The following is a 23220-nucleotide window of genomic DNA, read 5'->3' on the forward strand; positions in this document are numbered from 1 at the left end:
CACCGCGGTCGGTTAGACCAGTTCCACATCCAGCACACCGGGCGCCGCCTTCAGAGCGGCGGCGATTTCCGGCGAGATACGATACCGTTCCGTCAGTTCCACCTCGATCTCGCGCTTGCCATCATCCTTGATGACGATAAACGAGACGAGGCCATCGCCGCGGGCATTAAGATGCCGGGCGACCGTCTTCAGCGGCCCTGAGTCGCGCACGAAGACCCGCAGCGCCTTCTGCATGCGGACCGACTGTTCCTCCAACGACTGCACCGTCTGGATCCGCAGGCCAATGCCTTCCGGACGCTCGTCGGCCTGAACGGTGATGACAAGCGATTTTCCGGGCTCAAGCAGATCGCGGTACTGAGCAAGCGCTTCGGAAAACAGCACCGCCTCAAACTGACCGGTGGAATCGGAAAACATGACGATGCCCATCTTGTTGCCGGTGCGCGTCTTGCGTTCCTGGCGACCGGTGACGGTCCCGGCAAGACGTCCGGCCGTGGCGCCTGCCCTCACAGCCGTCGAGAAGTCGGCGAAGGTCTGGACGCGCATCTTGTCGAGCACTGCACCGTAGGTATCGAGCGGATGGGCCGACAGGTAGAAGCCGAGCACCTGATACTCCCGCATCAGCATTTCAGACGGCATCCACGGATTGAAGGTTGGAAGCACGAGTTTTTCCGGACCGCTTGCCGCACCCGAGCCGAAGAAATCGGACTGGCCGGAGACCTTCTCCTCCTGGGCGCGCTGGGCATAGCCGATGACGCGGTCCATACCGGCGCTGAGCTGCGCCCGATCGAAGCCGAAGCAATCGAAGGCGCCAGCGGCGTTGAGGCTCTCAAAGACGCGGCGGTTGATCTGCTTCGGGTCGATGCGCAGGCAGAAATCCTCGATCGACGCGAAGGGCGTTTCGCCGCGGACTTCGACGATGTGATCGACGGCGTTTTCGCCGACGCCCTTGATGGCGGCGAGCGCGTAATAGATGCGGTTGTCACCTGTCTCGAAGCGGCGGAACGAGGTCTGAACCGATGGCGGAATGACCTTGATGCCGAGCCGGCCCGCGTCTTCGCGGAAATCGTTCAGCTTTTCAGTGTTCGCCATATCGTAGGTCATCGACGCGGCGAGGAACTCGACCGGGTAGTGCGCCTTCATATAGGCCGTCTGGTAGGAGACGATGGCGTAGGCGGCGGCGTGGGATTTGTTGAAGCCGTAGTTGGCGAACTTCGCCAGCAGTTCGAAGATGTTCTTCGCCTGTGGCTTCGACACGCCGTTCTTGATGGCACCACTGACAAAGCGTTCGCTCTGCTGGTCCATCTCGGCCTTGATCTTCTTGCCCATGGCACGGCGCAGAAGGTCGGCTTCGCCGAGCGAATAGCCCGACAGGACCTGGGCGATCTGCATCACCTGTTCCTGGTAGACGATGACGCCCTGGGTTTCCTTGAGCAGATAATCGATCGACGGATGGACCGATTCGATTTCTTCCTCGCCGTGCTTGCGGGCATTGTAGGTCGGGATGTTCTCCATCGGACCCGGACGATAGAGCGCCACCAGCGCAATAATGTCCTCGATACAGTCCGGTTTCATGCCGATCAGCGCCTTGCGCATGCCGGCGCTTTCCACCTGGAACACGCCGACGGTCTCGCCGCGTGACAGCATCTGGTAGGTCAGTTCGTCATCGAGCGGGATCTTGGCGAGATCCACGACGATATCGCGCTTCTTGCAGAATTCGACCGCGGTTTTAAGAACCGTCAGCGTCTTCAGTCCGAGAAAGTCGAACTTGACCAGACCCGCCTGCTCGACCCATTTCATGTTGAACTGGGTGACCGGCATGTCGGAGCGCGGGTCGCGGTACATCGGCACCAGCTTCGACAGCGGGCGGTCACCGATGACGATACCGGCGGCGTGGGTCGAGGCGTGGCGGTAGAGACCTTCGATCTTCTGGGCGATATCGAGAAGACGGCCAACGACCGGCTCCTTGTCGACCTCTTCCTGAAACTTCGGCTCTTCCTCGATCGCCTTTGCCAGGGTGGTCGGATTGGCCGGGTTGTTGGGCACCAGTTTGCAGATGCGATCGACCTGGCCATAGGGCATTTCGAGAACGCGGCCGACGTCGCGCAGTGCTGCGCGGGCCTGCAGCGAACCGAAGGTGATGATCTGCGCCACCTGCTCGCGGCCATATTTGCGCTGCACGTAGCGGGTCACCTCTTCGCGGCGATCCTGGCAGAAGTCGATGTCGAAGTCGGGCATCGAGACGCGGTCGGGATTGAGGAAGCGTTCGAACAGCAAAGAGAAGCGCAGCGGATCGACGTCGGTGATCGTCAGCGCATAGGCAACCAGCGAGCCTGCACCGGAACCGCGGCCCGGACCGACCGGGATGTTCTGCAGCTTTGCCCATTTGATGAAGTCGGCAACGATCAGGAAGTAGCCCGGAAACTTCATCTTCTCGATGACGCCGAGCTCGAAATCGAGCCGTTCGCGATAATCCTGCTCGGTGAAGCCCGCGGTGATACCGAGTTCGGCCATCCGGTTCTCGAGGCCTTCGACCGACTGACGGCGCAGCTCCGCCGTTTCGGCCCGCTCCGCTTCTGCCGGATCATCGGTGGCGCCGGTGAAGCGCGGCAGGATCGGGCTGCGGGTCTTCAGGATGAACGAGCAGCGCTTGGCGATCTCGACCGTGTTTTCGAGCGCTTCCGGCAGATCGGCGAACAGCTTTGCCATTTCGGCACGGCTCTTCAGGTAATGGTCGGGCGTCAAACGGAAACGGGTATCGTCGGATACGATCGCATTGTGCGCGACGGCCATCAGGGCATCATGAGCGTCGTAATCGGACTTGCCCGGGAAGAAGGCCTCATTGGTCGCGACCAGCGGCACATCCTGGTCGTAGGCAAGATCGATCATCCGCTGCTCATGACGGCGGTCGTAAGTGCCGTGACGCTGCAGTTCAATATACAGACGATCGCCAAAGGCCTGCTTCAATGACAGGAGGCGCGCCTTTGCGAGTACGGTGTTGCCATCCTTCATTGCCATGTCGACAGGGCCACCGGCAGCACCTGTCAGCGCGATCAGTCCTTCGGTGCCGCCATCTTCCAGCCAGGCGCGGCAGATATGCGTTGCCGCCTGCCCTTCTCCATCGAGATAGGCGCGGCTGACGAGATCCACCAGCCGTTCGTATCCCTTGGCATTGGCGGCAAGCACGACGATCGCCGGCAGTTTCGCCAGATGGCCGTTGCGGCGCTCGTCTGGCTGATCCTCCATGTCAATCGACAGCTGGCAACCGATGATCGGCTGAATGCCATCACCGATGGATTTCTGGGCGAATTCCAGCGCGACGAAGAGATTGTTGGTATCGGTGACGGCGATCGCGGGCTGATTGTCCGCGATGGCCTTGGAGAGGATTTTCTTAAGCGGCAGCGCACCTTCCAGAAGCGAATAGGCGGAATGGACGCGCAGATGCACGAACTGTGGCGTCGCTCCCAAATCCTCCGATTCCGATTGTAAAGTCGCTGCGTCCGCCATCTGATACCCATTCCTTGAATCGGGTCATTGTCCGGCGCGGGGGCTTCAGAGTCGAGTCAAGAATGGTCTTCTCAACCTCTTTCCGCTTGCGCCCGCCGGCTGGGCGAGCACGGACCGGCTCACATCACCAGCATGATCATCGACAAGCTGGCAACGAAAGTTGCAATGGAGGCGAATGCGGCAATATCACGAAGAAGGTCAGTCATCGTCGTCTCCCGTGTTCGTTTATGTTGTCACTTTGTTCTCTTTTCGTGCCAACGTCAATAGTAGAACAAAACGGGAATAGAAGATTCTGACCGATGGTTAATTCTGCTTGTTGGCTGGAGGTAACCAGCGCTCCATAGGCCCATGCCGTTGCCGGCCAACGCAAGCGGTCGGCAGCCAAACGCCAGCCATCGCTGCGGATCGCTGACGTGACGTCATTCCATAGCAGCAGTGTCCATCGCACGCCCCTTCGACAAGGTGACGATGGACACTATCGGATCAGGGGCAGCTTTGGAAATCAGTGCGTTCGCTAGAACTCAACGACTTTGCCGCCTTCGATCGTGACGCGACGATCCATGCGGGCAGCGAGATCATGATTGTGGGTGGCAATCAGTGCAGCAAGCCCTGACTGGCGCACCAGCGCCTCCAGCGCTTCGAACACGTAGGATGCAGTCTTCGGGTCGAGATTGCCGGTCGGTTCGTCGGCCAGCAAAAGGCGGGGCGCGTTGGCCACCGCACGGGCAATCGCCACGCGCTGCTGTTCGCCACCCGACAGTTCCGACGGGCGGTGTTCGCCGCGATGACCGATTCGCATGTAATCGAGAAGCTGGCCCGCGCGTTCGCGCGCTTCCCCCTTTGAAAGGCCGCCAATCAGCTGCGGCATCATGATGTTCTCGATCGCCGTGAATTCCGGCAGCAGATGGTGAAACTGGTAAACGAAGCCGATGTCGGAGCGACGGATCGAGGTGCGCTCTTCATCCGACAAACCGTTGCAGGCCCGACCGCCGATCGTCACATCGCCAGCGTCCGGATGTTCAAGCAGGCCTGCCAGATGCAAGAGCGTCGATTTGCCGGTACCGGACGGGGCGACGAGCGCCACGATCTCGCCGCTCACGAGCGAGAAGTCTGCCCCGTTGAGGATCGACAGGCTCGTCTCCCCCTGGCCGTAGTGACGTTCGACGCCTGAGAGATTGAGGACGGTTTTACGCGGGACAGCCATGGAGACCTATTCGTATCGGAGGGCCTGGACAGGATCGAGCTTCGAGGCTCTCCATGCCGGGAAAATGGTGGCGAAGAAGGACAGGACCAGCGCCATGATGACGACCGAGAAGGTCTCGCCAAAACTCATTTCGGCCGGAAGCTGGCTGAGGAAATAGAGCTCCGGATCAAAGAGGATGGTGCCCGAGACCCAGGAGAAGAACTGTCGGATCGATTCGATGTTGAGGCAGACGATAACGCCGAGCGCGACGCCGGCAAACGTGCCAACGATGCCGATAGCAGCACCCGTCATGAAGAAGATCCGCATGATGGCGCCGGAACTCGCGCCCATCGTGCGCAGGATTGCGATATCGGAGCCCTTGTCCTTCACCAGCATGATCAGGCCCGAGATGATGTTGAGTGCCGCGACCAGCACGATCAGCGTCAGGATCATGAACATCACGTTGCGTTCAACCTGAAGCGCCGAGAAGAAGGTCTGGTTGCGCTGACGCCAGTCGGTGATGAAAATCTGGCGACCGGCAGCCTGCTCCACAAGCGGACGCATGTCCTCGACATTGTCGGGGTGATCGATGAACAGTTCGATCGACTGCACCAGCCCTTCGGCATTGAAATAGAGCTGCGATTCCTCAAGCGGCATGTAGATGATCGTCGCGTCGTATTCCGACATGCCGATCTCGAAAACGCCGGACACTGGATAGGATTTAACGCGCGGATTGACACCCATCGGTGTCACGTCGCCTTCGGGCGAAATCAGCGTGATCTGGTCGCCGGCCGAAATGCCGAGCTGCGAGGCAAGCCTGGAGCCGACGAGAACGCCCTGCCCCGACGCGAAGCCGACGATATCGCCCTGCTTGATGTTGCCGGCGACTTCCGTGACCTTCTCGAGGTCTTCCGGCCGAACACCGCGCACGAGAGCACCCGAACCGGCGCCACCCTTGCCGGATGCCAGCGTCTGTCCCTCGACAAGCGGCAGGGCCATCTTGACGCCGGGAACGGCAGCGAATTTCTTGGTCAGTTCCGCGTAGTCGGTGAACGGCTGGTCGATCGGCTGGATCACCATATGGCCGTTGATTCCGAGAATGCGGGAAATCAGTTCGGTGCGGAAACCGTTCATGACCGCCATAACGATGATCAGGGTGGCGACGCCGAGCATGATGCCGACGAAAGAAAAGCCCGCGATGACCGAGATGAACGCTTCCTTGCGGCGCGAGCGCAGGTAGCGCCAGGCGACCATTCGCTCGAACGACGAGAAAGCGCCAGCCCGCGGAGACTTGTCGACCTTCTCTGGTTCACCACTCGTCGCGATGCTCGCCATTCACGCTTCCTTACACATGGAGCGCGCGGGAGGCTTCCCGCGCTGCTGTATCAGATATATGCCTGCCTAGCCTGTCGTCAGACTGGCCCGGCGAGACGTCGGTGTCCGATCATCCGGCGACGCGGTTGAGCGCCGCTTCGAGCGTCATGACGTCACGGGCTGCGGACTTGCGGTCCTTGACCTCGACCTCGCCGTTGGCGGCGGAGCGCGGACCGACGATTATCTGTACCGGAACACCGATGAGATCCGCTGTCGCGAACTTGGTGCCGGCGCGTTCGTCGGTATCGTCAAGCAGCACGTCCTTGCCGGCCTTGTTGAGCTTTACATAGAGATCTTCCGACAGACGATCGCATGCCTCGTCACCGGGCTTCATGTTGATCACCACGACATCGAACGGCGCAACGGATGCCGGCCAGATGATTCCATTATCGTCATGCGATGCTTCGATGATGGCGGGAACAAGGCGTGTCGGCCCGATGCCGTAGGATCCCATGTGGACAAGATGTTCCTTGCCATCAGGGCCCTGCACCTTTGCGCCCATCGGCTCGGAATATTTCGTGCCGAAATAGAATATATGGCCGACTTCGATGCCGCGGGCAGAGAGGCGATCGGCATCCGGGATCTGATCGAAGGCCTGTTCGTCGTGCATTTCGGACGTCGCGGCGTAGACCGATGTCCACTTGTCAAAGATCGCCTGCATGCCGGCGACATCGTCGAAATCGGTGTCTTCGCCGGGAATGTCGAAATTGACGAAGTCGCGGTGCGAGAACACTTCCGACTCACCGGTTTCGGCAAGGATGATGAACTCGTGGCTGTGGTTGCCGCCGATCGGGCCGGTATCGGCACGCATAGGAATGGCGCGCAGTCCCAAACGATCGAAGGTGCGCAGATAGGCCGCGAACATCTTGTTATACGAATGGACGGCGTCTTCCTTGTTGAGATCGAAGGAATAGGCATCCTTCATCAGGAATTCGCGCGAGCGCATGGTGCCGAAACGCGGGCGGATCTCGTCGCGGAACTTCAGCTGGATATGGTAGAGGTTGAGCGGCAGGCTCTTGTAGGACTTGACGTAGGACCGGAAGATATCCGTGATCATTTCCTCGTTGGTCGGTCCGTAGAGCATCGGCCGCTCCTGGCGGTCCTTGATGCGCAGCATTTCCTTACCGTAGGCGTCGTAGCGACCGCTTTCCTGCCACAGCTCGGCCGACTGCAGCGTCGGCATCATCAGTTCGACGGCGCCAGCCCGGTTCTGTTCCTCGCGGACGATCTTGTTGACCTTGTCCAGCACGCGCTTGCCAAGCGGCAGCCAGGAATAGATGCCCTGGCTCTGCTGACGGATCATGCCCGCACGCAGCATCAGCCGGTGCGAGACAATTTCCGCTTCCTTGGGGTTTTCCTTCAGGATGGGCATAAAATAGCGGGACAGACGCATGGACGTTTCCGGTTTCCGAGGCGTTCCCCAGATAACAAGGGAATCGGCCGTTTCTTGGTTTAAACTTTGACGGCGTACATAGCCGTTCGAGGGCGCAAATGGAACCCATAGCGCACGCTGCGGAACAGCAGATTGCGCTTGCAAGGGCTGGAGCTCAACGGTTTGATGACAAGCCCTGCGACAAATTCGTCCACGGGAAATTTTTGCCAAACTGTGTCAAAAATGCAAAAAAATCGAGTGACAAAGCACATTCGTTGGGCTAGGTTCAGCTCACAAAAGAGGCAAGGAGTTCAAATTCTTGCCAGTTCGCGGTCAAGTCTTGGGAGGATCAGATCTCTGGCGCGCTCGTCGCAGCCCCGGCAACGGAATGAGTATCACGCGAAACTGAAAAACAAGGCTTAACCGCCTTGTTTTTTTTTGGCCTACTCACAGGCCGGGCCGCTTCTGCAGAAATCCAGAACGAAAGCTGCAGTTCGTCGCTGCTATGCCTGAAGAAAATGACAGCCGGATGACACGTCCGCCAGCAGCGCCCTACTCAAATGTCGGCATCAAGTTGGGAATGCTGTCGATCCCGAAGCCAAAATAGGTGGAGGCGAGATGGTAGGTGAGGTAGAGCGCCGCCGAGATCACGGTCGTCAACAAGATGACCCTGCCTCCGCGGAATCGAACGGGCGCACTTTCAACCGTCCCGATCATCACTTCCCCATCATCCTGCTGACTGCGATAGCCAAGCGGCAGGACGGCGAACAGAACCGTCCACCAGAGAATGAAATAGATCGCAGCGACGGTCAGCAATGGCATGATGTGTCTCCTCCGCACTACCTATAGAACAGGGGATGCCGGGCGCAAAGGACGAGGTTCGATATTTCCCGTCCGGCCAAGCTCTGCGAGATTGATTCCGCAGACGCAGCCAACATGCTGAAATGCTAACACATCTGCCCGGCCCCGAACCCTCTTGACGCTTACAGCGAGGAGAAGGTGTCGGAGGCCGTGGGCAGACTTGGTTTGGCGACGGCGCCTTAGACTTTGGAGACGAACACCGTCACGACCGGCTTCTTGCCCCAGGCCAGGTTGGCCGCGGAGCGGACGGAGCGACGCACGGCTTCGCGCAGCATGTCGAGATCCTTGCGGCGGGCGCGCGGGATGCTTTCGATCGCATTGAGAACCGCGTCATAAAGCGTGTCCTCCATGTCCTCGCCCTCATAGTCGACCTCCGGCATGCCGAAGGCAACGACGTCGGGATCGCTCAGGAAGTCGAAGCGGCTGTCGAGCAGCACGTTGACCGAGACGTGACCGGCAAAGGAGAGCTTGCGGCGGTCGCCGATACCCATTTCCTCAAAGTCGCCGATCAGCTTGCCGTCCTTGAAGACGCGGCCATGTGGCGCATCGTCGATGACCTGGGCCGGGCCCGGTGCGAGACGCAAAATATTGCCGTTGCGCACGCGCGGGATGGTCTTGATGCCGGCGGTGGCGCCGAGCGCTGCCTGGGCGGTAAGGTGGGCTGCCTCGCCGTGAACAGGCACGAGGATCTCCGGTCTGGTCCACTCGTACATCTTCAGAAGTTCATTGCGGCGCGGGTGGCCGGAAACATGCACAAGCGCATCCGAGTCGGTGATGATCTTGATGCCCTGTTCGATCAGCGCGTTCTTGATTTCGATGATCGGCTTTTCGTTGCCCGGAATGGTGCGCGAGGAGAATACGACCGTATCGCCCGCAGCAAACGCGACGTTGCGCATCTCGTCGCGGGAGATCTTGGCAAGCGCTGCGCGCGATTCGCCCTGGCTGCCCGTCAGGATCACGACGACCTTGTCGCGCGGGATATAACCGAACTCGTCTTCGGAGATGAAGGGCTTGATGCCTTCCATGATGCCGAGGTCGCGGGCCACGGCGACGACTCGCTTCAGCGACGAGCCGAGCAGCAGAACTTCGCGGCCGGCGGCGTCGGCTGCTTCGGCGATCGAGCGGATGCGGCCGACATTCGACGAGAAGGTGGTGATTGCCACCCTGCCCGCAGCATTTTGGATGACCTGGCGCAGGCCTTCCGACACTTCTTCCTCTGAGGGCGAAACGCCTTCGCGCAGTGCGTTGGTGCTGTCGCACATCAGTGCGAGAACGCCCTCGTCGCCGATCGCGCGGAAACGGTTCTCATCGGTCAGGGGCCCTAGCGACGGCGCATGGTCGATCTTCCAGTCGCCGGTATGGACGACGTTGCCGAGCGGTGTGCGGATGACCAGCGACATCGGCTCTGGGATCGAGTGGTTGACGCCGACGGCTTCGATCTCGAACGGGCCGACATTGATGCGGTCGCCAGCCTTGAAGATGGTGATCGGGATTTCGGCGCGCGTGCCTTCGTAATTCCGCTTTGCTTCCAGCATGCCGGCCGTGAATGGCGAAGCGTAGACCGGCACGTTCAGGCCGGGCCACAGATCATTCATGGCGCCGTAGTGATCCTCATGCGCGTGTGTGATGATCATCGCCTTGATGTTTTTCTTCTGGGCCGTCAGAAACCGGATATCGGGCAGGACAAGATCCACGCCCGGCAGGTCCGGACCTGGAAAAGTGACGCCGCAATCGACCATGATCCACTGCCGCTTGTCCGGCGTTCCGTAGCCGTAGAGAGCGAGGTTCATGCCGATCTCACCCACGCCGCCAAGCGGCAGGAACACCAGTTCGTCCTGTTTAGCCATTTTTATTGTTATTCCGTTCTTGCAAAAAATACATCGCCTGCTGCGATCGGCATCAAAGAGCCATGGCCGGTATCAAGCAGCAAAAATCCAGTGTCATCGATACCTGCGAATGTGCCGTTTAGCGAGCGCTCAGGTAGATTTACCGTAATTTTCTCACCAATTCCGCATGCGACGCGGCGCCATCGGTCGACGACTGTGGTAATACCCCGACCCTCGTCCCATTCCTCCAGAACTGTCGCCATCTCCCTGAAAAGATGTGCGAATACATCCTCTGGCGACGCAGAAGACCCTTGGTCGTGTAGACGTGTAACACCGTAGGGTGCGCTATCGGGCATGTGGCGAATATTGATGCCGATGCCAATCACCAGCGCACGGTGGCCGCCCGGAAGTGCTTCGCTTTCAATGAGGATGCCGCAGGTTTTCTTGCGCCCGATGAGAATATCGTTCGGCCATTTGACCTCGAGCGGCTCTCCACCGGTGGGTAGAACGGCACGCAAGGCGGCATGGACAGCGACGGCAACTGCGAGCGGGAGCGACGCAAGGCGCTCCGGAGGTGCCGGATCAATCAGCAGCAGCGAGGCATAGAGATTGCCGGGCTCGGACGTCCAGGCGCGACCGCGGCGGCCACGGCCGTCTGTCTGGCGGGTGGCGGTCAACCACAACAAACCGGCTTCGCCCGCACGGGCGCGGGCGAGGCATTCTGTGTTGGTGGAGCCGACCTCGCTCAGCGCTTCGTGACGAAACGCATCGAGCGACAGGCTTCGGCTCCTCAACGTCATCCTCAGAAGAATGACTTCGCCGCAGCGCTGGCCGCCGAGCCGATCGGTCCACCGATCAGCACATAGGCGACCACGAACAGGCCGGACAGACCGAAGATCAGACGCAGTTCGCCCGAGACGCGGGCGAACTGACCCTTCGGCTCATCGAACCACATCAGCTTGACGATGCGCAGGTAGTAATAGGCGCCGACAACCGAAGACAGCACGCCGATGCTTGCGAGCGCATAGAGCTTTGCTTCGATGGCCGCGACGAAGACGAAGTACTTGGCAAAGAAGCCCGCGAGCGGCGGAATGCCGGCCATCGAGAACATCAGCGCCGTCAGCACCAGCGCCATGAAAGGCTTGGTCGAGGAAAGACCTGCGAGATCTTCGACGGTTTCGACGTAGGTACCGTCTTCGCGGCGCATCGCCATGATGCAGGCAAAGGTGCCGAGCGTCATCACCATGTAGATGGTCATGTAGAGGACGACGCCGGAGACGCCGGTTTCCGTGCCGGCAGAAAGGCCGACCAGAGCGTAGCCCATATGGCCGATCGAGGAATACGCCATCAGGCGCTTGATGTTCTTCTGACCGATAGCCGCGAAGGAACCGAGCAGCATCGATGCGATCGCCACGAAGACGATGATCTGGCGCCAATCGGAAAGGATCGGCAGGAAGGCTTCCGAGACGACGCGGACGAGGATTGCCATGGCCGCAACCTTGGGCGCCGATGCGAAGAACGCGGTCACCGGTGTCGGTGCACCTTCATATACGTCCGGCGTCCACATGTGGAACGGCACGGCGGAGATCTTGAAGCAGGCGCCGGCGAGGATGAAGACCATGCCGAAGATGAGGCCGAGGCCGCGCTCTTCAGACGACAGAACGGTAGCGATTTCGTCAAAGCCGGTATTGCCGGTGAAGCCGTAGACCAGCGACATGCCGTAGAGCATCATGCCCGACGACAGGGCGCCGAGGACGAAGTACTTGAGGCCCGCTTCCGTGGAGCGGAGGTTGTCGCGGCTGAAGGCAGCGACAACATAGAGCGCCAACGACATCAGCTCGAGGCCGAGATAGAAGGCGAGCAGGTCGTTGGCCGAGATCAGCACCATCATGCCGAGCGTCGCGAGAACCAGGAGAACCGGGAATTCGAACTTGTCGAGTTCCAGCGCCTTGGCCTGTCCCATCGACATGACCATGGCGGTGATCGATCCGATCAGTGCCAGGATCTTCATGAAGCGGGCGAACGTATCCGATACGAAGGCGCCGCCAAAGGCCTGGCCGTCGCCGGTCATGAAGATCAGCATGGCGCCTACGACCGCCAGAAGGGCGATCGCAAGACCGGTGACCAGCGGAGCGGATTTCTCGCCGGAGAAGACGCCAATCATCAGAAGGGCGAGCGCGCCTACGGCCAGGATGACTTCCGGCAGGGCCAGACGCAGGCTTTGGCTCAAGAGTTCAGCGGTCATGTCCAGTTTCGTCCCGTCTCAGTGCACGTTGAGTGCAAGGTTCTTTGCTGCGGCCAAGGCTGCGGAGTAATTGTTCACCACGAGATCCACCGAGGCTGCGGTCGCGTTAAGGACCGGCATTGGATAGAAACCGTAGAAAATCGTGAGCGCGACCAGTGGGTAGAGCAGGAACTTCTCGCGCGTCGAAAGGTCGAGAAGTGCCTTCAGCTTTTCCTTTTCCAGTGCCCCGAAAATGACCCGGCGATAAAGCCAGAGCGCATAGGACGCGGAAAGGATGACGCCGGTGGCGGCAAACAGTGCCACCCAGGTGTTGACCCGGAAGACGCCCATGATCGTCAGGAATTCGCCGACAAAGCCGGATGTGCCCGGAAGACCGACATTCGCCATGGTGAGGATCATGAAGGCGACGGCATATTTCGGCATGTTGTTGACGAGACCACCGTAAGCCGAGATCTCGCGGGTATGGAGGCGGTCGTAGACAACGCCGACGCAGAGGAAGAGCGCGCCGGAGACGATGCCATGCGACAGCATCTGGAAGATCGCACCCTGAACGCCCTGCTGGTTTGCCGCAAAGATGCCCATCGTGACGTAGCCCATATGGGCAACCGACGAATAGGCGATCAGCTTCTTGATGTCGTCCTGCATCATCGCCACCAGTGAGGTGTAGATGATGGCAATGACGGACAGCGCAAACACCATTGGCGCGAAGTACTCGGATGCCAGCGGGAACATCTGCAAGAGGATACGGATCATGCCGTAGCCGCCGAGCTTCAGCATGACGCCGGCCAGGATGACCGAACCTGCGGTCGGAGCCTGAACGTGCGCATCCGGAAGCCAGGTGTGGACCGGCCACATCGGCATCTTGACCGCGAAGGCTGCAAAGCATGCAAGCCACAGCCAGGTCTGAACGCCGGCCGGGAAGCCGAACTTCAGAAGCTCGGTCATATCGGTCGTGCCGGCCTGCCAGTACATGGCCATCACGGCCAGCATCATCAGAACCGAACCAAGCAGCGTATAGAGGAACAGCTTGTAGGATGCGTAGACGCGATCCTTGCCGCCCCAGACGCCGATGATGATGAACATCGGGATCAGCGTCGCTTCGAAGAAGATGTAGAAAAGCACGATATCGAGGCCGACGAAGACGCCGGTCATGGCCACCTGCAGGAGCAGGAAGGAAATCATGTATTCCTTGACGCGCTTCTCGATCGCTTCCCAGCTGGCAAGCACGCAGAACGGCATCAGGAATGTCGTCAGGATGACGAACAACATGGAAATGCCGTCGACGCCGAGATGATAGGAAATCCCCGTGCTCAGCCACTCATGCTTTTCCACCATCTGGAAGCCCGGGTTCGAATTGTCGAAACCGATCCAGATGAACAGAGAGACGATGAAGGTGACGACCGTCGTCAGGAGCGCGATGTTGAGCACGTTGCGGCGACCGTTCGCCCCCTCGCCGTTTGTCAGCAAGAGGAGGAGAACGCCGACCAGCGGCAGGAAGGTGACCGTCGAGAGAATTGGCCAGTCGGTCATTACATTGAGCTCCCGAGCATCATCCATGTGACGAGGGCGGCGACGCCGATCAGCATCGCGAACGCGTAGTGATAAAGGTAACCGGACTGCAGCTTGACCACCCGGTCGGTGATATCGACCACGCGGGCGGCGACGCCGTTGGGGCCGTAGTTATCGATGACGGCGACGTCACCCTTCTTCCACAGGAAGCGGCCGAGAGCCTTGGCCGAGCGGACGAAGAGGAAGTCGTAGAGTTCGTCAAAATACCACTTGTTCAGCAGGAACTGGTAGAGGCCCTGCTGCGAAGCGGCGAGACGCTTCGGGGTTTCCGGCGACTTGATGTAGAAGTACCAGGCGGTGACAAAACCGATCAGCATGGCGATGAATGGCGACAGCGCCACCAGTGCCGGCACGTGGTGGAACTCGTGTAGCAGTTCGTTCTGCTCGGACGTGAACAGCGCGCCCTTCCAGAAGGCGTCGTAGTCGTGGCCGTAGAAGAATTCCTTGAACACGACACCAGCGAGCACTGCGCCGGCTGCCAGGATGTAGAGCGGCACCAGCATGACGTTGGGGCTCTCATGGACGTGATGCATCACTTCATGGCTCGCACGCGGCTTGCCGAAGAAGGTGAGGAAGATCAGGCGCCACGAATAGAAGCTCGTGAACATCGCGGCAATGACCAGCAGAGTGAAGGCAAAGCCTGCAACCGGCGAATGGGACGCATAGGTCGCCTCGATGATGAAGTCCTTCGAGAAGAAGCCTGCAAAACCGATTGGCGTGAACGGAATGCCAACGCCGGTGATGGCAAGCGTGCCAATGAGCATCATGGCGAAGGTGAGCTTGATGTGGCTGCGCAGGCCGCCCATGTGGCGCATGTCCTGTTCGCCATCGACGGCATGTATGACCGAGCCGGCGCATAGGAACAGGAGTGCCTTGAAGAAGGCATGCGTGAACAGGTGGAAGACGGCGGCACCATAAGCGCCGACGCCGAGCGCCACGAACATGTAACCGAGCTGCGAACAGGTCGAATAGGCGATGACGCGCTTGATGTCGTTCTGCACGAGGCCGACGGTTGCCGCGAAGAAAGCGGTGATCGCACCGATGATGGTGACAATGGTCAGCGCATCCGGCGACAGTTCAAACACCGGCGACATGCGGGCGACGAGGAAGACGCCGGCGGTGACCATGGTTGCTGCGTGAATGAGCGCCGAGACCGGGGTCGGGCCTTCCATCGCGTCCGGCAACCAGGTGTGCAGCAGGAACTGCGCCGACTTGCCCATGGCACCCATGAACAGAAGCAGGCAGACGACGGTGAGTGCTGTCGCCCGTGTCAGTTCCATGCCGAAGATGTTGGCAACGACCTGCGTCGCTTCCGGTGCGCCTTCAGCTGGCAGGTAGTTGGCCGCAGCGGCAAAGATGGTTTCAAAGCTGATAGAGCCGAACAGCACGAACAGGCCGGCAATGCCGAGAATGAAGCCGAAGTCGCCGACGCGGTTGACGATGAACGCCTTCATGGCAGCAGCCGAAGCGGACGGCTTCTTGTACCAGAAGCCGATCAGCAGATAGGATGCGAGACCCACGCCTTCCCAGCCGAAGAACATCTGGGCCAGGTTGTCGGACGTGATCAGCATCAACATCGCAAAGGTGAACAGCGACAGGTAGGCGAAGAACCGCGGGCGATGCGGATCGTGGTGCATGTAGCCGATCGAGTAGATATGCACGAGCGTCGACACGGAGTTGACGACGACGAACATGATCGCGCTCAGCGTATCGATGCGGAACGACCACTCGACGTCGATGCCGCCGGACTGCATCCACTGCATGACCGGAACCTTGATGACTTCGCCGGCTTCGCCGTGGTGAAGAGCCACGTTGAAGAAGACGATCCAGGAGAGGATCGCCGCGATGATCATCAGACCGCTGGTGACGTATTCGGAAGCCTTGGCACCGATCTGGCGGCCGAACAGGCCGGCGATCAGGAAGCCGATCAGGGGAAGAAAGACGATTGCCTTGTAGATCATGACCCGATCAGCCCTTCATCATATTGACGTCTTCGACCGCGATCGAGCCGCGGTTGCGGTAGAAGACGACGAGAATTGCAAGACCGATGGCGGCTTCCGCAGCAGCGACGGTCAGAATGAACAGTGCGAACACCTGTCCGACGATGTCGTTCAGGAAGGACGAGAAGGCCACCATGTTGAGGTTGACCGCGAGCAGGATAAGCTCGACCGACATCAGGATGATGATGACGTTCTTGCGGTTCAGGAAGATACCGAACACGCCGAGCGTGAACAGGATGGCGCTGACCGTCAGATAGTGGGAAAGACCGATTTCCATGTTTGTTGTTCCTTGTTCCCGCTACCTTCAGAGACCCTGGCCGGACTTGACCTTGACCACCTCGACGGCGGTTTCCGGCGTGCGTGCGACCTGCCTCGAAATATCCTGACGCTTGACGTTGGTGCGATGGCGCAGCGTCAGCACGATGGCGCCGATCATTGCGACCAGAAGCACCATGCCGGCGAGCTGGAAGAAATAGACGTAATTCGTATAGAGCACATCGCCGAGAGCGGCCGTGTTGGTGCGCACGGCAGGGTTCGGGATCGGCATGGTGATGGATTTGGCCGCCTCCGGTGCCAGAACCGAGCCACCGATCACGACGATCAGTTCAGCCGCGAGGATCAGCCCGATGACGATGCCGATCGGCGCGTACTGGAGAATACCGGAACGCAGTTCGGCAAAATCGATGTCGAGCATCATCACAACGAACAGGAAGAGAACCGCGACCGCGCCGATATAGACGACGAGCAGGATCATCGCCAGGAACTCGGCCCCGGTCAGCAGGAACAGGCCCGCCGAATTGAAGAAGGTGAGGATGAGGAAGAGCACCGAATGGACCGGGTTCTTGGCCGAGATGACCATGAACGCCGACGCCACCGCGATGAACGCGAAGATGTAGAAAAAGATAGCCTGCAGACCCATTGTGGTGCCTTTTCGTTCCTCATCGGGCGGCGCTTCCAAAAAGCCCCCTGCCCGTCAGAACCCGGCGCTTCGAACGCACCGAGATTAAATGATCAATGCTTGCCCGGCGCCCGATCAGAGCGACGGCATGCTCGCCCCTTACCGGTAGGGCGAGTCGATCCCGATATTGCGCGCGATTTCACGCTCCCAACGATCGCCGTTTTCGAGAAGGCGTGCCTTGTCGAAATACAGTTCTTCGCGGGTTTCCGTCGAGAATTCGAAATTCGGACCTTCGACGATCGCATCGACCGGGCAGGCTTCCTGGCAGAAGCCGCAGTAGATGCACTTCACCATGTCGATATCGTAACGCACCGTGCGGCGGGTGCCGTCGTTGCGGCGCGGGCCGGCTTCGATGGTGATCGCCTGGGCGGGACAGATCGCCTCGCACAGCTTGCAGGCGATGCAACGCTCTTCGCCGTTCGGATAACGGCGCAGCGCATGTTCGCCACGGAAGCGCGGCGACACCGGGCCCTTTTCGAACGGGTAGTTGATCGTTGCCTTCTGCTTGAAGAAATACCTCATCGACAGGAAGAAGGCGCCGACGAATTCCTTCAGGAACAGCGAGTTGATAGCCTGAGCAATAGCCATCTTATTCTCCAATGATGCCGAGTGATGAACGGGCCATGATCATGCCCATCCCATCAGTTTCAGCACGAATGCAACGATCACGACCATGGCGAGCGACAGAGGCAGAAACACCTTCCAGCCGAGACGCATGAGTTGGTCGTAGCGATAGCGCGGTACGAAGGCCTTCACCATAGCGAACATGAAGAAGACCATGGAGCCTTTCAGCATGAACCAGATGATGCCGGGAACCCAGTTGAGGAACCAGACGTCTACCGGCGGCAGCCAGCCTCCGAGGAAAAGAATAGTGGTCAGCGAGCACATCATCAGGATGGCGGCGTATTCGCCGAGCATCAGCATCATGTATGGCGCTGACGAATACTCGACCATGTAACCGGCGACAAGTTCGGATTCCGCTTCCGGCAAATCGAACGGGGGACGGTTGGTTTCTGCCAAGGCCGAGATGAAGAAGATCACGAACATCGGGAACAGCGCCAGCCAGTGCCAGTCGAGGAACGAGGCCGGCAGACCCATCATCGTGCCGAGACCGTCATGCTGTGCATTGACGATGTCGGTCAGGTTGAGCGAACCGACGCAGAGCAGGACCGAAACGATAACGAAGCCGATCGAGACTTCATAAGACACCATCTGCGCTGCGGAGCGGAGCGCGCCGAGGAAAGGGTATTTCGAGTTCGATGCCCAGCCGGCCATGATGATGCCGTAGACTTCGAGCGACGAGATCGCGAAGACGTAGAGGATACCGACATTGATGTTGGCGATAACCCAGTTCTGGCTGAACGGAATGACCGCCCAGGTGGCGAGTGCCAGCGTCACCGAAATCAGCGGCGCCAGAAGGAAGACGCCTTTATTGGCGCCAGCCGGAATGATCGGCTCCTTCAGGATGAACTTCAGAAGGTCGGCGAAGGACTGGAACAGACCGAACGGACCAACGACGTTTGGACCACGGCGCAGCTGAACGGCCGCCCAGATCTTGCGGTCGGCGAGAAGGATATAGGCAATGAAGACCAGAAGGCAGACCAGGAGCAGCAGAGACTGCCCAACCATGATCAGTGCCGGCCAAACGTAGGTCCAGAAGAACGAATCCATGTTCATATTACTCCGCCGCAACCTGGAAATTGTTGCGGGCCAGTGCCGAGCATTCCGCCATGACGGCAGATGCGCGGGCGATCGGGTTGGTCAGATAGAAATCCTTGATCGGCGTCGTGAAGCCGCCCTTGGAAAGCTCACCGGATTTCAGGCCGAGGGTGGCGATGTCGTTGACCGAGCCGGTCGCGATCTCGTCGAGATCCGCAAAATGCGGGTGATCCGCATAGAGCTTCGCACGCAGAGCATAGAGCGAATCGAACGGCAGCTTCTTGCCAAGCACGTCTGACAGGGCGCGGATGATTGCCCAATCCTCGCGAGCTTCGCCCGGCGCGAAGCCGGCACGGTTGCCCATCTGGACGCGGCCTTCGGTGTTGACCCAGGTGCCGGACTTTTCCGTGTAGGTCGCAGCCGGAAGGATGACATCGGCGGTATGCGCGCCGTTGTCACCGTGGCTGCCGATATAGACGGTGAACTTGGCGTATTTCGTCGAGAACTCCATCTCGTCGGCGCCAAGCAGGAAGAGAACGTCCATCGACTTCAGCATGGTTGCGGCATTGGCACCCTTGGCACCCGGGACGAAGCCGAGATCGAGGCCACCGACGCGCGATGCTGCGGTGTGCAGGATGCCGAAACCGTTCCACTCGTCGGTTAGCGCGCCGACGGAACCGGCAAGCTTTGCTGCCGCCTGGAGAATGGCTAGACCATCCGGACGGGAAAGAGCCCCCTGCCCTACGATGATCATCGGGTTCTTCACGCCGCGCAGCTTTTCGGCAAAGCTGTTGCTGCCGGAGGAAAGCTCGGCAAGCGAGTCCGGGCCGGCGCCGAGATAATCATAGGCGTAGCGCAGTTCGCTCACTTCGCCGATCACGCCGATCGGGAAATTGCCTCGGCGGAAACGCTTGCGAATGCGGGCGTTGAGAACCGAAGCTTCATAGCGCGGGTTGGCGCCGATCAGAAGCAGGCCACCGGCCTGTTCGATGCCTTCGATGGTCGGGTTGAAGATGTAGCTGCCACGGCCGAGCGACGGATCGAGCGCCGTTCCATCCTGGCGACAATCAAGGTTCTCCGAACCGAGCGACGTCATCAGCGACTTCAGCGCGTACATTTCCTCGACCGAAGCCAGATCGCCGGCAATTGCGCCGATCTTGTCGCCTGATGTCGCGGAAACAGCTGTTTTGATCGCTGCGAAGGCTTCAGCCCAGCTTGCAGCCTGGAGACGGCCATCCTTGCGGACATAAGGGCGATCGAGGCGCTGGGTCTTCAGACCGTCCCAGATGAAACGGGTCTTGTCCGAGATCCACTCTTCGTTCACCTGCTCGTTGACGCGCGGCATGATGCGCATCACTTCGCGGCCGCGGGTATCGACGCGGATTGCGGAGCCGACGGCATCCATGACGTCGATCGATTCGGTCTTGTTCAGTTCCCAGGGACGCGCCGTGAAGGCGAACGGCTTGGAGGTGAGCGCACCGACGGGGCAGAGATCGACGACGTTGCCCTGAAGCTCCGAGGTCATCGCATGCTCAAGGTAGGTCGTGATTTCGGCATCTTCGCCGCGGCCGATCAGGCCAAGCTCGGAAATGCCGCCGACTTCCGTCGTGAAGCGGACGCAGCGCGTGCAGTGAATGCAGCGGTTCATCACGGTCTTGACGAGCGGGCCGATGTACTTGTCTTCGACGGCGCGCTTGTTTTCGGTGTAGCGCGAGCTATCGATGCCGAAGGCCATTGCCTGGTCCTGAAGGTCGCATTCGCCACCCTGGTCGCAGATCGGGCAATCCAGCGGATGGTTGATCAGCAGGAATTCCATCACGCCTTCGCGGGCCTTCTTGACCATCGGCGTGTTGGTGAAGACTTCCGGCAGTTCGCCATTCGGGCCGCCGCGAATATCGCGCACGCCCATCGCGCAGGATGCCGCCGGCTTTGGCGGGCCACCCTTTACCTCGATCAGGCACATGCGACAGTTGCCTGCCACGGACAGACGCTCGTGGAAACAAAAGCGCGGGATTTCGGCGCCGGCTTCCTCACACGCCTGAAGCAGCGTGAAATGATCCGGGACTTCGATTTCCTTGCCGTCTACCTTCAGCTTCGTCATCGTCTTAACTACGTCCTCAGTTCATCCATCAGCCGTCTCGCCGAGGGACACATTCCTTACTTCAACAGCGCCCTCGCCTGGCCGACCCAGTCGCCCCGCTAAATGCGCCCATCGAAACCCAAGTCGTCTTCGAACCGGGCAATATCTGTTTCGGACCAAGCGGCGATCGCGGCAAGCCCGCCAACACCTTTGTCCTTCGAATTCTTTCCAACCTTCGGGCTGATGCCGTCCGGTTACTCCGCTGCTTCCAGAACTGCGCCGTGCGAGGTCGAGTCCTTCGTGTACTGGTCGATACGCGCCTCGATTTCGGGGCGGAAATTACGGATCAGGCCCTGGACCGGCCAAGCGGCCGCATCGCCGAGCGCACAGATCGTGTGGCCTTCGATCTGCTTTGATACCTGGAAGAGCATGTCGATTTCGCGCTTCTGCGCGTTGCCGCGCACCATGCGCTCGAGAACGCGCATCATCCAGCCCGTGCCTTCGCGGCACGGCGTGCACTGGCCGCAGCTCTCGTGCTTGAAGAAGGCTGCGATGCGCCAGATCGCCTTGATGACGTCGGTCGACTTGTCCATGACGATCATGCCGCCCGTGCCGAACGACGATTTCACGTCGCGCATGCCGTCAAAGTCCATGATGGCATCGGCCATGTCTTCGCCGCGAACGATCGGGCAGGACGCGCCGCCGGGAATGACGCCGAGAAGGTTATCCCAACCGCCGCGGATACCGCCGCAATGATGCTCGATGATCTCGCGGAACGACAGACCCATCGCCTCTTCAAAGGTGCAGGGCTTGTTGACGTGACCAGACACCATGAACAGCTTGGTGCCGACATTGTTCGGACGACCGATCGACGAGAACCACGAGGCTCCGCGGCGCAGAATGGTCGGCGCAACAGCGATCGATTCGACGTTGTTGACGGTCGTCGGGCAGCCGTAGAGACCCATATTGGCCGGAAACGGAGGCTTCAGGCGCGGCTGGCCCTTCTTGCCTTCGAGGCTTTCGAGGAGCGCCGTCTCTTCGCCGCAGATATAGGCACCGGCGCCGTGATGGACGTAGATGTCGAAATCCCAGCCGTTCTTGTTGTTCACGCCGAGAAGACCGGCAGCATAGCATTCATCGATCGCCGCCTGGAGGTCTTCACGCTCGCGCATGTATTCGCCGCGGACATAGATGTAGGCGGTATGCGCGTTCATGGCGAAACCGGCGATCACGCAGCCTTCGATCAGCGTATGCGGATCGTTGCGCATGATTTCACGGTCCTTGCAGGTGCCGGGCTCCGATTCGTCGGCATTGACGACAAGGTAGTGCGGGCGACCATCGGACTCCTTCGGCATGAAGGACCACTTGAGCCCGGTCGGGAAGCCTGCGCCACCACGACCGCGAAGACCGGAAGCCTTCATCTCGTTGATGATCCAGTCGCGGCCTTTCTCGATGATGATCTTCGTACCATCCCAGTGGCCACGGCTCATCGCGCCCTTCAAGGACTTGTCCTTGAGACCGTAGATATTGGTGAAAATGCGATCCTGGTCTTGCAACATGATCTATCTACCTACTCGACCGACTTTATCACATCGGATGTCATCATCAGCATGCCCGTAGTGACGGACCGAAACTTTGCTGCGCCCATCATCAGGAGCTTTCCCCTTCAGGCTTCGGCTTGCGGCTGCGCTTCGGCTTCGTCTCGCCCGAGGGAACGCCGAGCTCTGCCGGTGCGCCTTCGGCCTTGCTGCCGGTTGCCGCTGGCGCCGTGTCGGTTGTCGTCGGCGAACCTTCGCCCTTCTCGGCAACCTTGACGTTCTCGGCAGCAGCCTTCGGTGCCGTGACCGGCGTCTTCAGCGACTTGTCTGTCTCAGGCGCCGTATCCTTCGGACGACCGGCATTTGCTGGCGGCACGGATGCGCCTTCGGTCACAGCCTGTGGCTGCGGCTCGAGATTGGTGCGAACAGGCTTGATATCGTCGACCAGCGTGATCGGAGCACCGATCGGTGCCGACTCGTGACGGTCGATCTGCGGACCGGTCTTGACCTCTGAGCCCTTGCCTGCCTCGAACGTGTCGATGATTTCTTCAAGACGCTCGGGGGTCAGGTCCTCGTAGGCATCCTTGAAGATGATCACCATCGGCGCGTTGACGCAGGCGCCCTGACACTCGACCTCTTCCCAGGACAACGTGCCGGTTGCATTGAGATGCAGCGGATCGTGGTGGATCTTCTTCTGACAGACCTTGATCAGGTCTTCCGAACCGCGAAGCATACAAGGCGTCGTGCCGCAGACCTGGATATGGGCGCACGTGCCGATCGGCTTCAGCTGGAACTGGGTGTAGAAGGTCGCGACTTCGAGGACGCGGATGTAAGCCATGTCAAGCTTGGCGGCGATATGCTCGATCGCCGAGCGGGTGACCCAGCCATCCTGCTCCTGCGCACGCATCAACAACGGAATGACGGCCGACTGCTGCCGGCCTTCCGGGTATTTCCTGATCGTTGCCTCTGCCCAGACCGCATTCTCCTCGTTGAAGGAGAAGTTTGCCGGCTGGAACTGTTCTTCGGCTAGTCGACGAACGGACATGCTTTC

General features: G+C 59.8%; 17 protein-coding genes. All 17 read right to left on the reverse strand.

Going from position 1 to position 23220, the window contains the following annotated elements; translation table 11 throughout:
- Positions 1 to 12 precede the first annotated feature (12 nt).
- Positions 13 to 3504, reverse strand: a complete 3492-nt coding sequence (gene dnaE / locus ACQY1L_RS08790; RefSeq protein ID WP_430240698.1) for a DNA polymerase III subunit alpha — start codon at positions 3502 to 3504, stop codon at positions 13 to 15.
- 514 nt (positions 3505 to 4018) lie between these two features.
- The gene (locus ACQY1L_RS08795; RefSeq protein ID WP_062453220.1) at positions 4019 to 4708 is read right to left on the reverse strand and encodes an ABC transporter ATP-binding protein; all 690 of its coding nucleotides are present in this window, start codon (positions 4706 to 4708) and stop codon (positions 4019 to 4021) included.
- Positions 4709 to 4714: 6 nt separating this feature from the next.
- On the reverse strand, positions 4715 to 6022 hold the full coding sequence (locus tag ACQY1L_RS08800; RefSeq protein ID WP_062453221.1) for a lipoprotein-releasing ABC transporter permease subunit: 1308 nt from the start codon (positions 6020 to 6022) through the stop codon (positions 4715 to 4717).
- Between the two features lie 109 nt (positions 6023 to 6131).
- Positions 6132 to 7454, reverse strand: coding sequence for a proline--tRNA ligase (gene proS, locus ACQY1L_RS08805; protein WP_430240699.1), 1323 nt, complete (start codon positions 7452 to 7454; stop codon positions 6132 to 6134).
- A gap of 531 nt (positions 7455 to 7985) precedes the next feature.
- The gene (locus ACQY1L_RS08810; RefSeq protein WP_062580018.1) at positions 7986 to 8255 is read right to left on the reverse strand and encodes a DUF1467 family protein; all 270 of its coding nucleotides are present in this window, start codon (positions 8253 to 8255) and stop codon (positions 7986 to 7988) included.
- Between the two features lie 218 nt (positions 8256 to 8473).
- The gene (locus tag ACQY1L_RS08815) at positions 8474 to 10141 is read right to left on the reverse strand and encodes a ribonuclease J (protein WP_184654927.1); all 1668 of its coding nucleotides are present in this window, start codon (positions 10139 to 10141) and stop codon (positions 8474 to 8476) included.
- 8 nt (positions 10142 to 10149) lie between these two features.
- The gene (locus tag ACQY1L_RS08820) at positions 10150 to 10920 is read right to left on the reverse strand and encodes a biotin--[acetyl-CoA-carboxylase] ligase (RefSeq protein ID WP_430240700.1); all 771 of its coding nucleotides are present in this window, start codon (positions 10918 to 10920) and stop codon (positions 10150 to 10152) included.
- 2 nt (positions 10921 to 10922) lie between these two features.
- Positions 10923 to 12365 carry an NADH-quinone oxidoreductase subunit NuoN gene (nuoN, locus tag ACQY1L_RS08825; RefSeq protein WP_430261834.1) on the reverse strand — a complete coding sequence of 481 codons (1443 nt, stop codon included), beginning with the start codon at positions 12363 to 12365 and terminating at the stop codon, positions 10923 to 10925.
- Positions 12366 to 12383: 18 nt separating this feature from the next.
- The gene (locus ACQY1L_RS08830; protein WP_062580009.1) at positions 12384 to 13895 is read right to left on the reverse strand and encodes an NADH-quinone oxidoreductase subunit M; all 1512 of its coding nucleotides are present in this window, start codon (positions 13893 to 13895) and stop codon (positions 12384 to 12386) included.
- Entirely contained in the window at positions 13895 to 15895 is a 2001-nt protein-coding gene (gene nuoL, locus ACQY1L_RS08835; protein ID WP_062453228.1) for an NADH-quinone oxidoreductase subunit L, read from the reverse strand. The genes ACQY1L_RS08830 and nuoL overlap by 1 nt, the downstream gene beginning before the upstream one ends.
- A 7-nt stretch (positions 15896 to 15902) precedes the next feature.
- Positions 15903 to 16211 carry an NADH-quinone oxidoreductase subunit NuoK gene (gene nuoK, locus ACQY1L_RS08840; protein WP_062453229.1) on the reverse strand — a complete coding sequence of 103 codons (309 nt, stop codon included), beginning with the start codon at positions 16209 to 16211 and terminating at the stop codon, positions 15903 to 15905.
- 27 nt (positions 16212 to 16238) lie between these two features.
- Complete coding sequence (locus ACQY1L_RS08845) at positions 16239 to 16853, reverse strand: NADH-quinone oxidoreductase subunit J (protein ID WP_062453230.1); 615 nt, start codon at positions 16851 to 16853, stop codon at positions 16239 to 16241.
- A 138-nt stretch (positions 16854 to 16991) separates the two neighbouring features.
- Positions 16992 to 17480, reverse strand: coding sequence for an NADH-quinone oxidoreductase subunit NuoI (nuoI, locus tag ACQY1L_RS08850; RefSeq protein WP_062580005.1), 489 nt, complete (start codon positions 17478 to 17480; stop codon positions 16992 to 16994).
- A 39-nt stretch (positions 17481 to 17519) separates the two neighbouring features.
- Positions 17520 to 18563: an NADH-quinone oxidoreductase subunit NuoH gene (gene nuoH, locus ACQY1L_RS08855; protein WP_062454722.1), complete on the reverse strand. Its 1044-nt coding sequence runs from the start codon at positions 18561 to 18563 to the stop codon at positions 17520 to 17522.
- A 7-nt stretch (positions 18564 to 18570) separates the two neighbouring features.
- The gene (gene nuoG / locus ACQY1L_RS08860) at positions 18571 to 20652 is read right to left on the reverse strand and encodes an NADH-quinone oxidoreductase subunit NuoG (RefSeq protein WP_430240701.1); all 2082 of its coding nucleotides are present in this window, start codon (positions 20650 to 20652) and stop codon (positions 18571 to 18573) included.
- Positions 20653 to 20885: 233 nt separating this feature from the next.
- Entirely contained in the window at positions 20886 to 22190 is a 1305-nt protein-coding gene (gene nuoF / locus ACQY1L_RS08865; RefSeq protein WP_092661984.1) for an NADH-quinone oxidoreductase subunit NuoF, read from the reverse strand.
- A gap of 91 nt (positions 22191 to 22281) precedes the next feature.
- Positions 22282 to 23214 (reverse strand): NADH-quinone oxidoreductase subunit NuoE, encoded by a 933-nt coding sequence (gene nuoE, locus ACQY1L_RS08870; RefSeq protein ID WP_430240702.1) that lies wholly within the window; start codon positions 23212 to 23214, stop codon positions 22282 to 22284.
- Positions 23215 to 23220: the final 6 nt, after the last annotated feature.

The sequence above is a fragment of the Neorhizobium sp. DAR64862/K0K3 genome (genome assembly GCF_050500185.1).
GTDB lineage: Bacteria > Pseudomonadota > Alphaproteobacteria > Rhizobiales > Rhizobiaceae > Neorhizobium > Neorhizobium soli.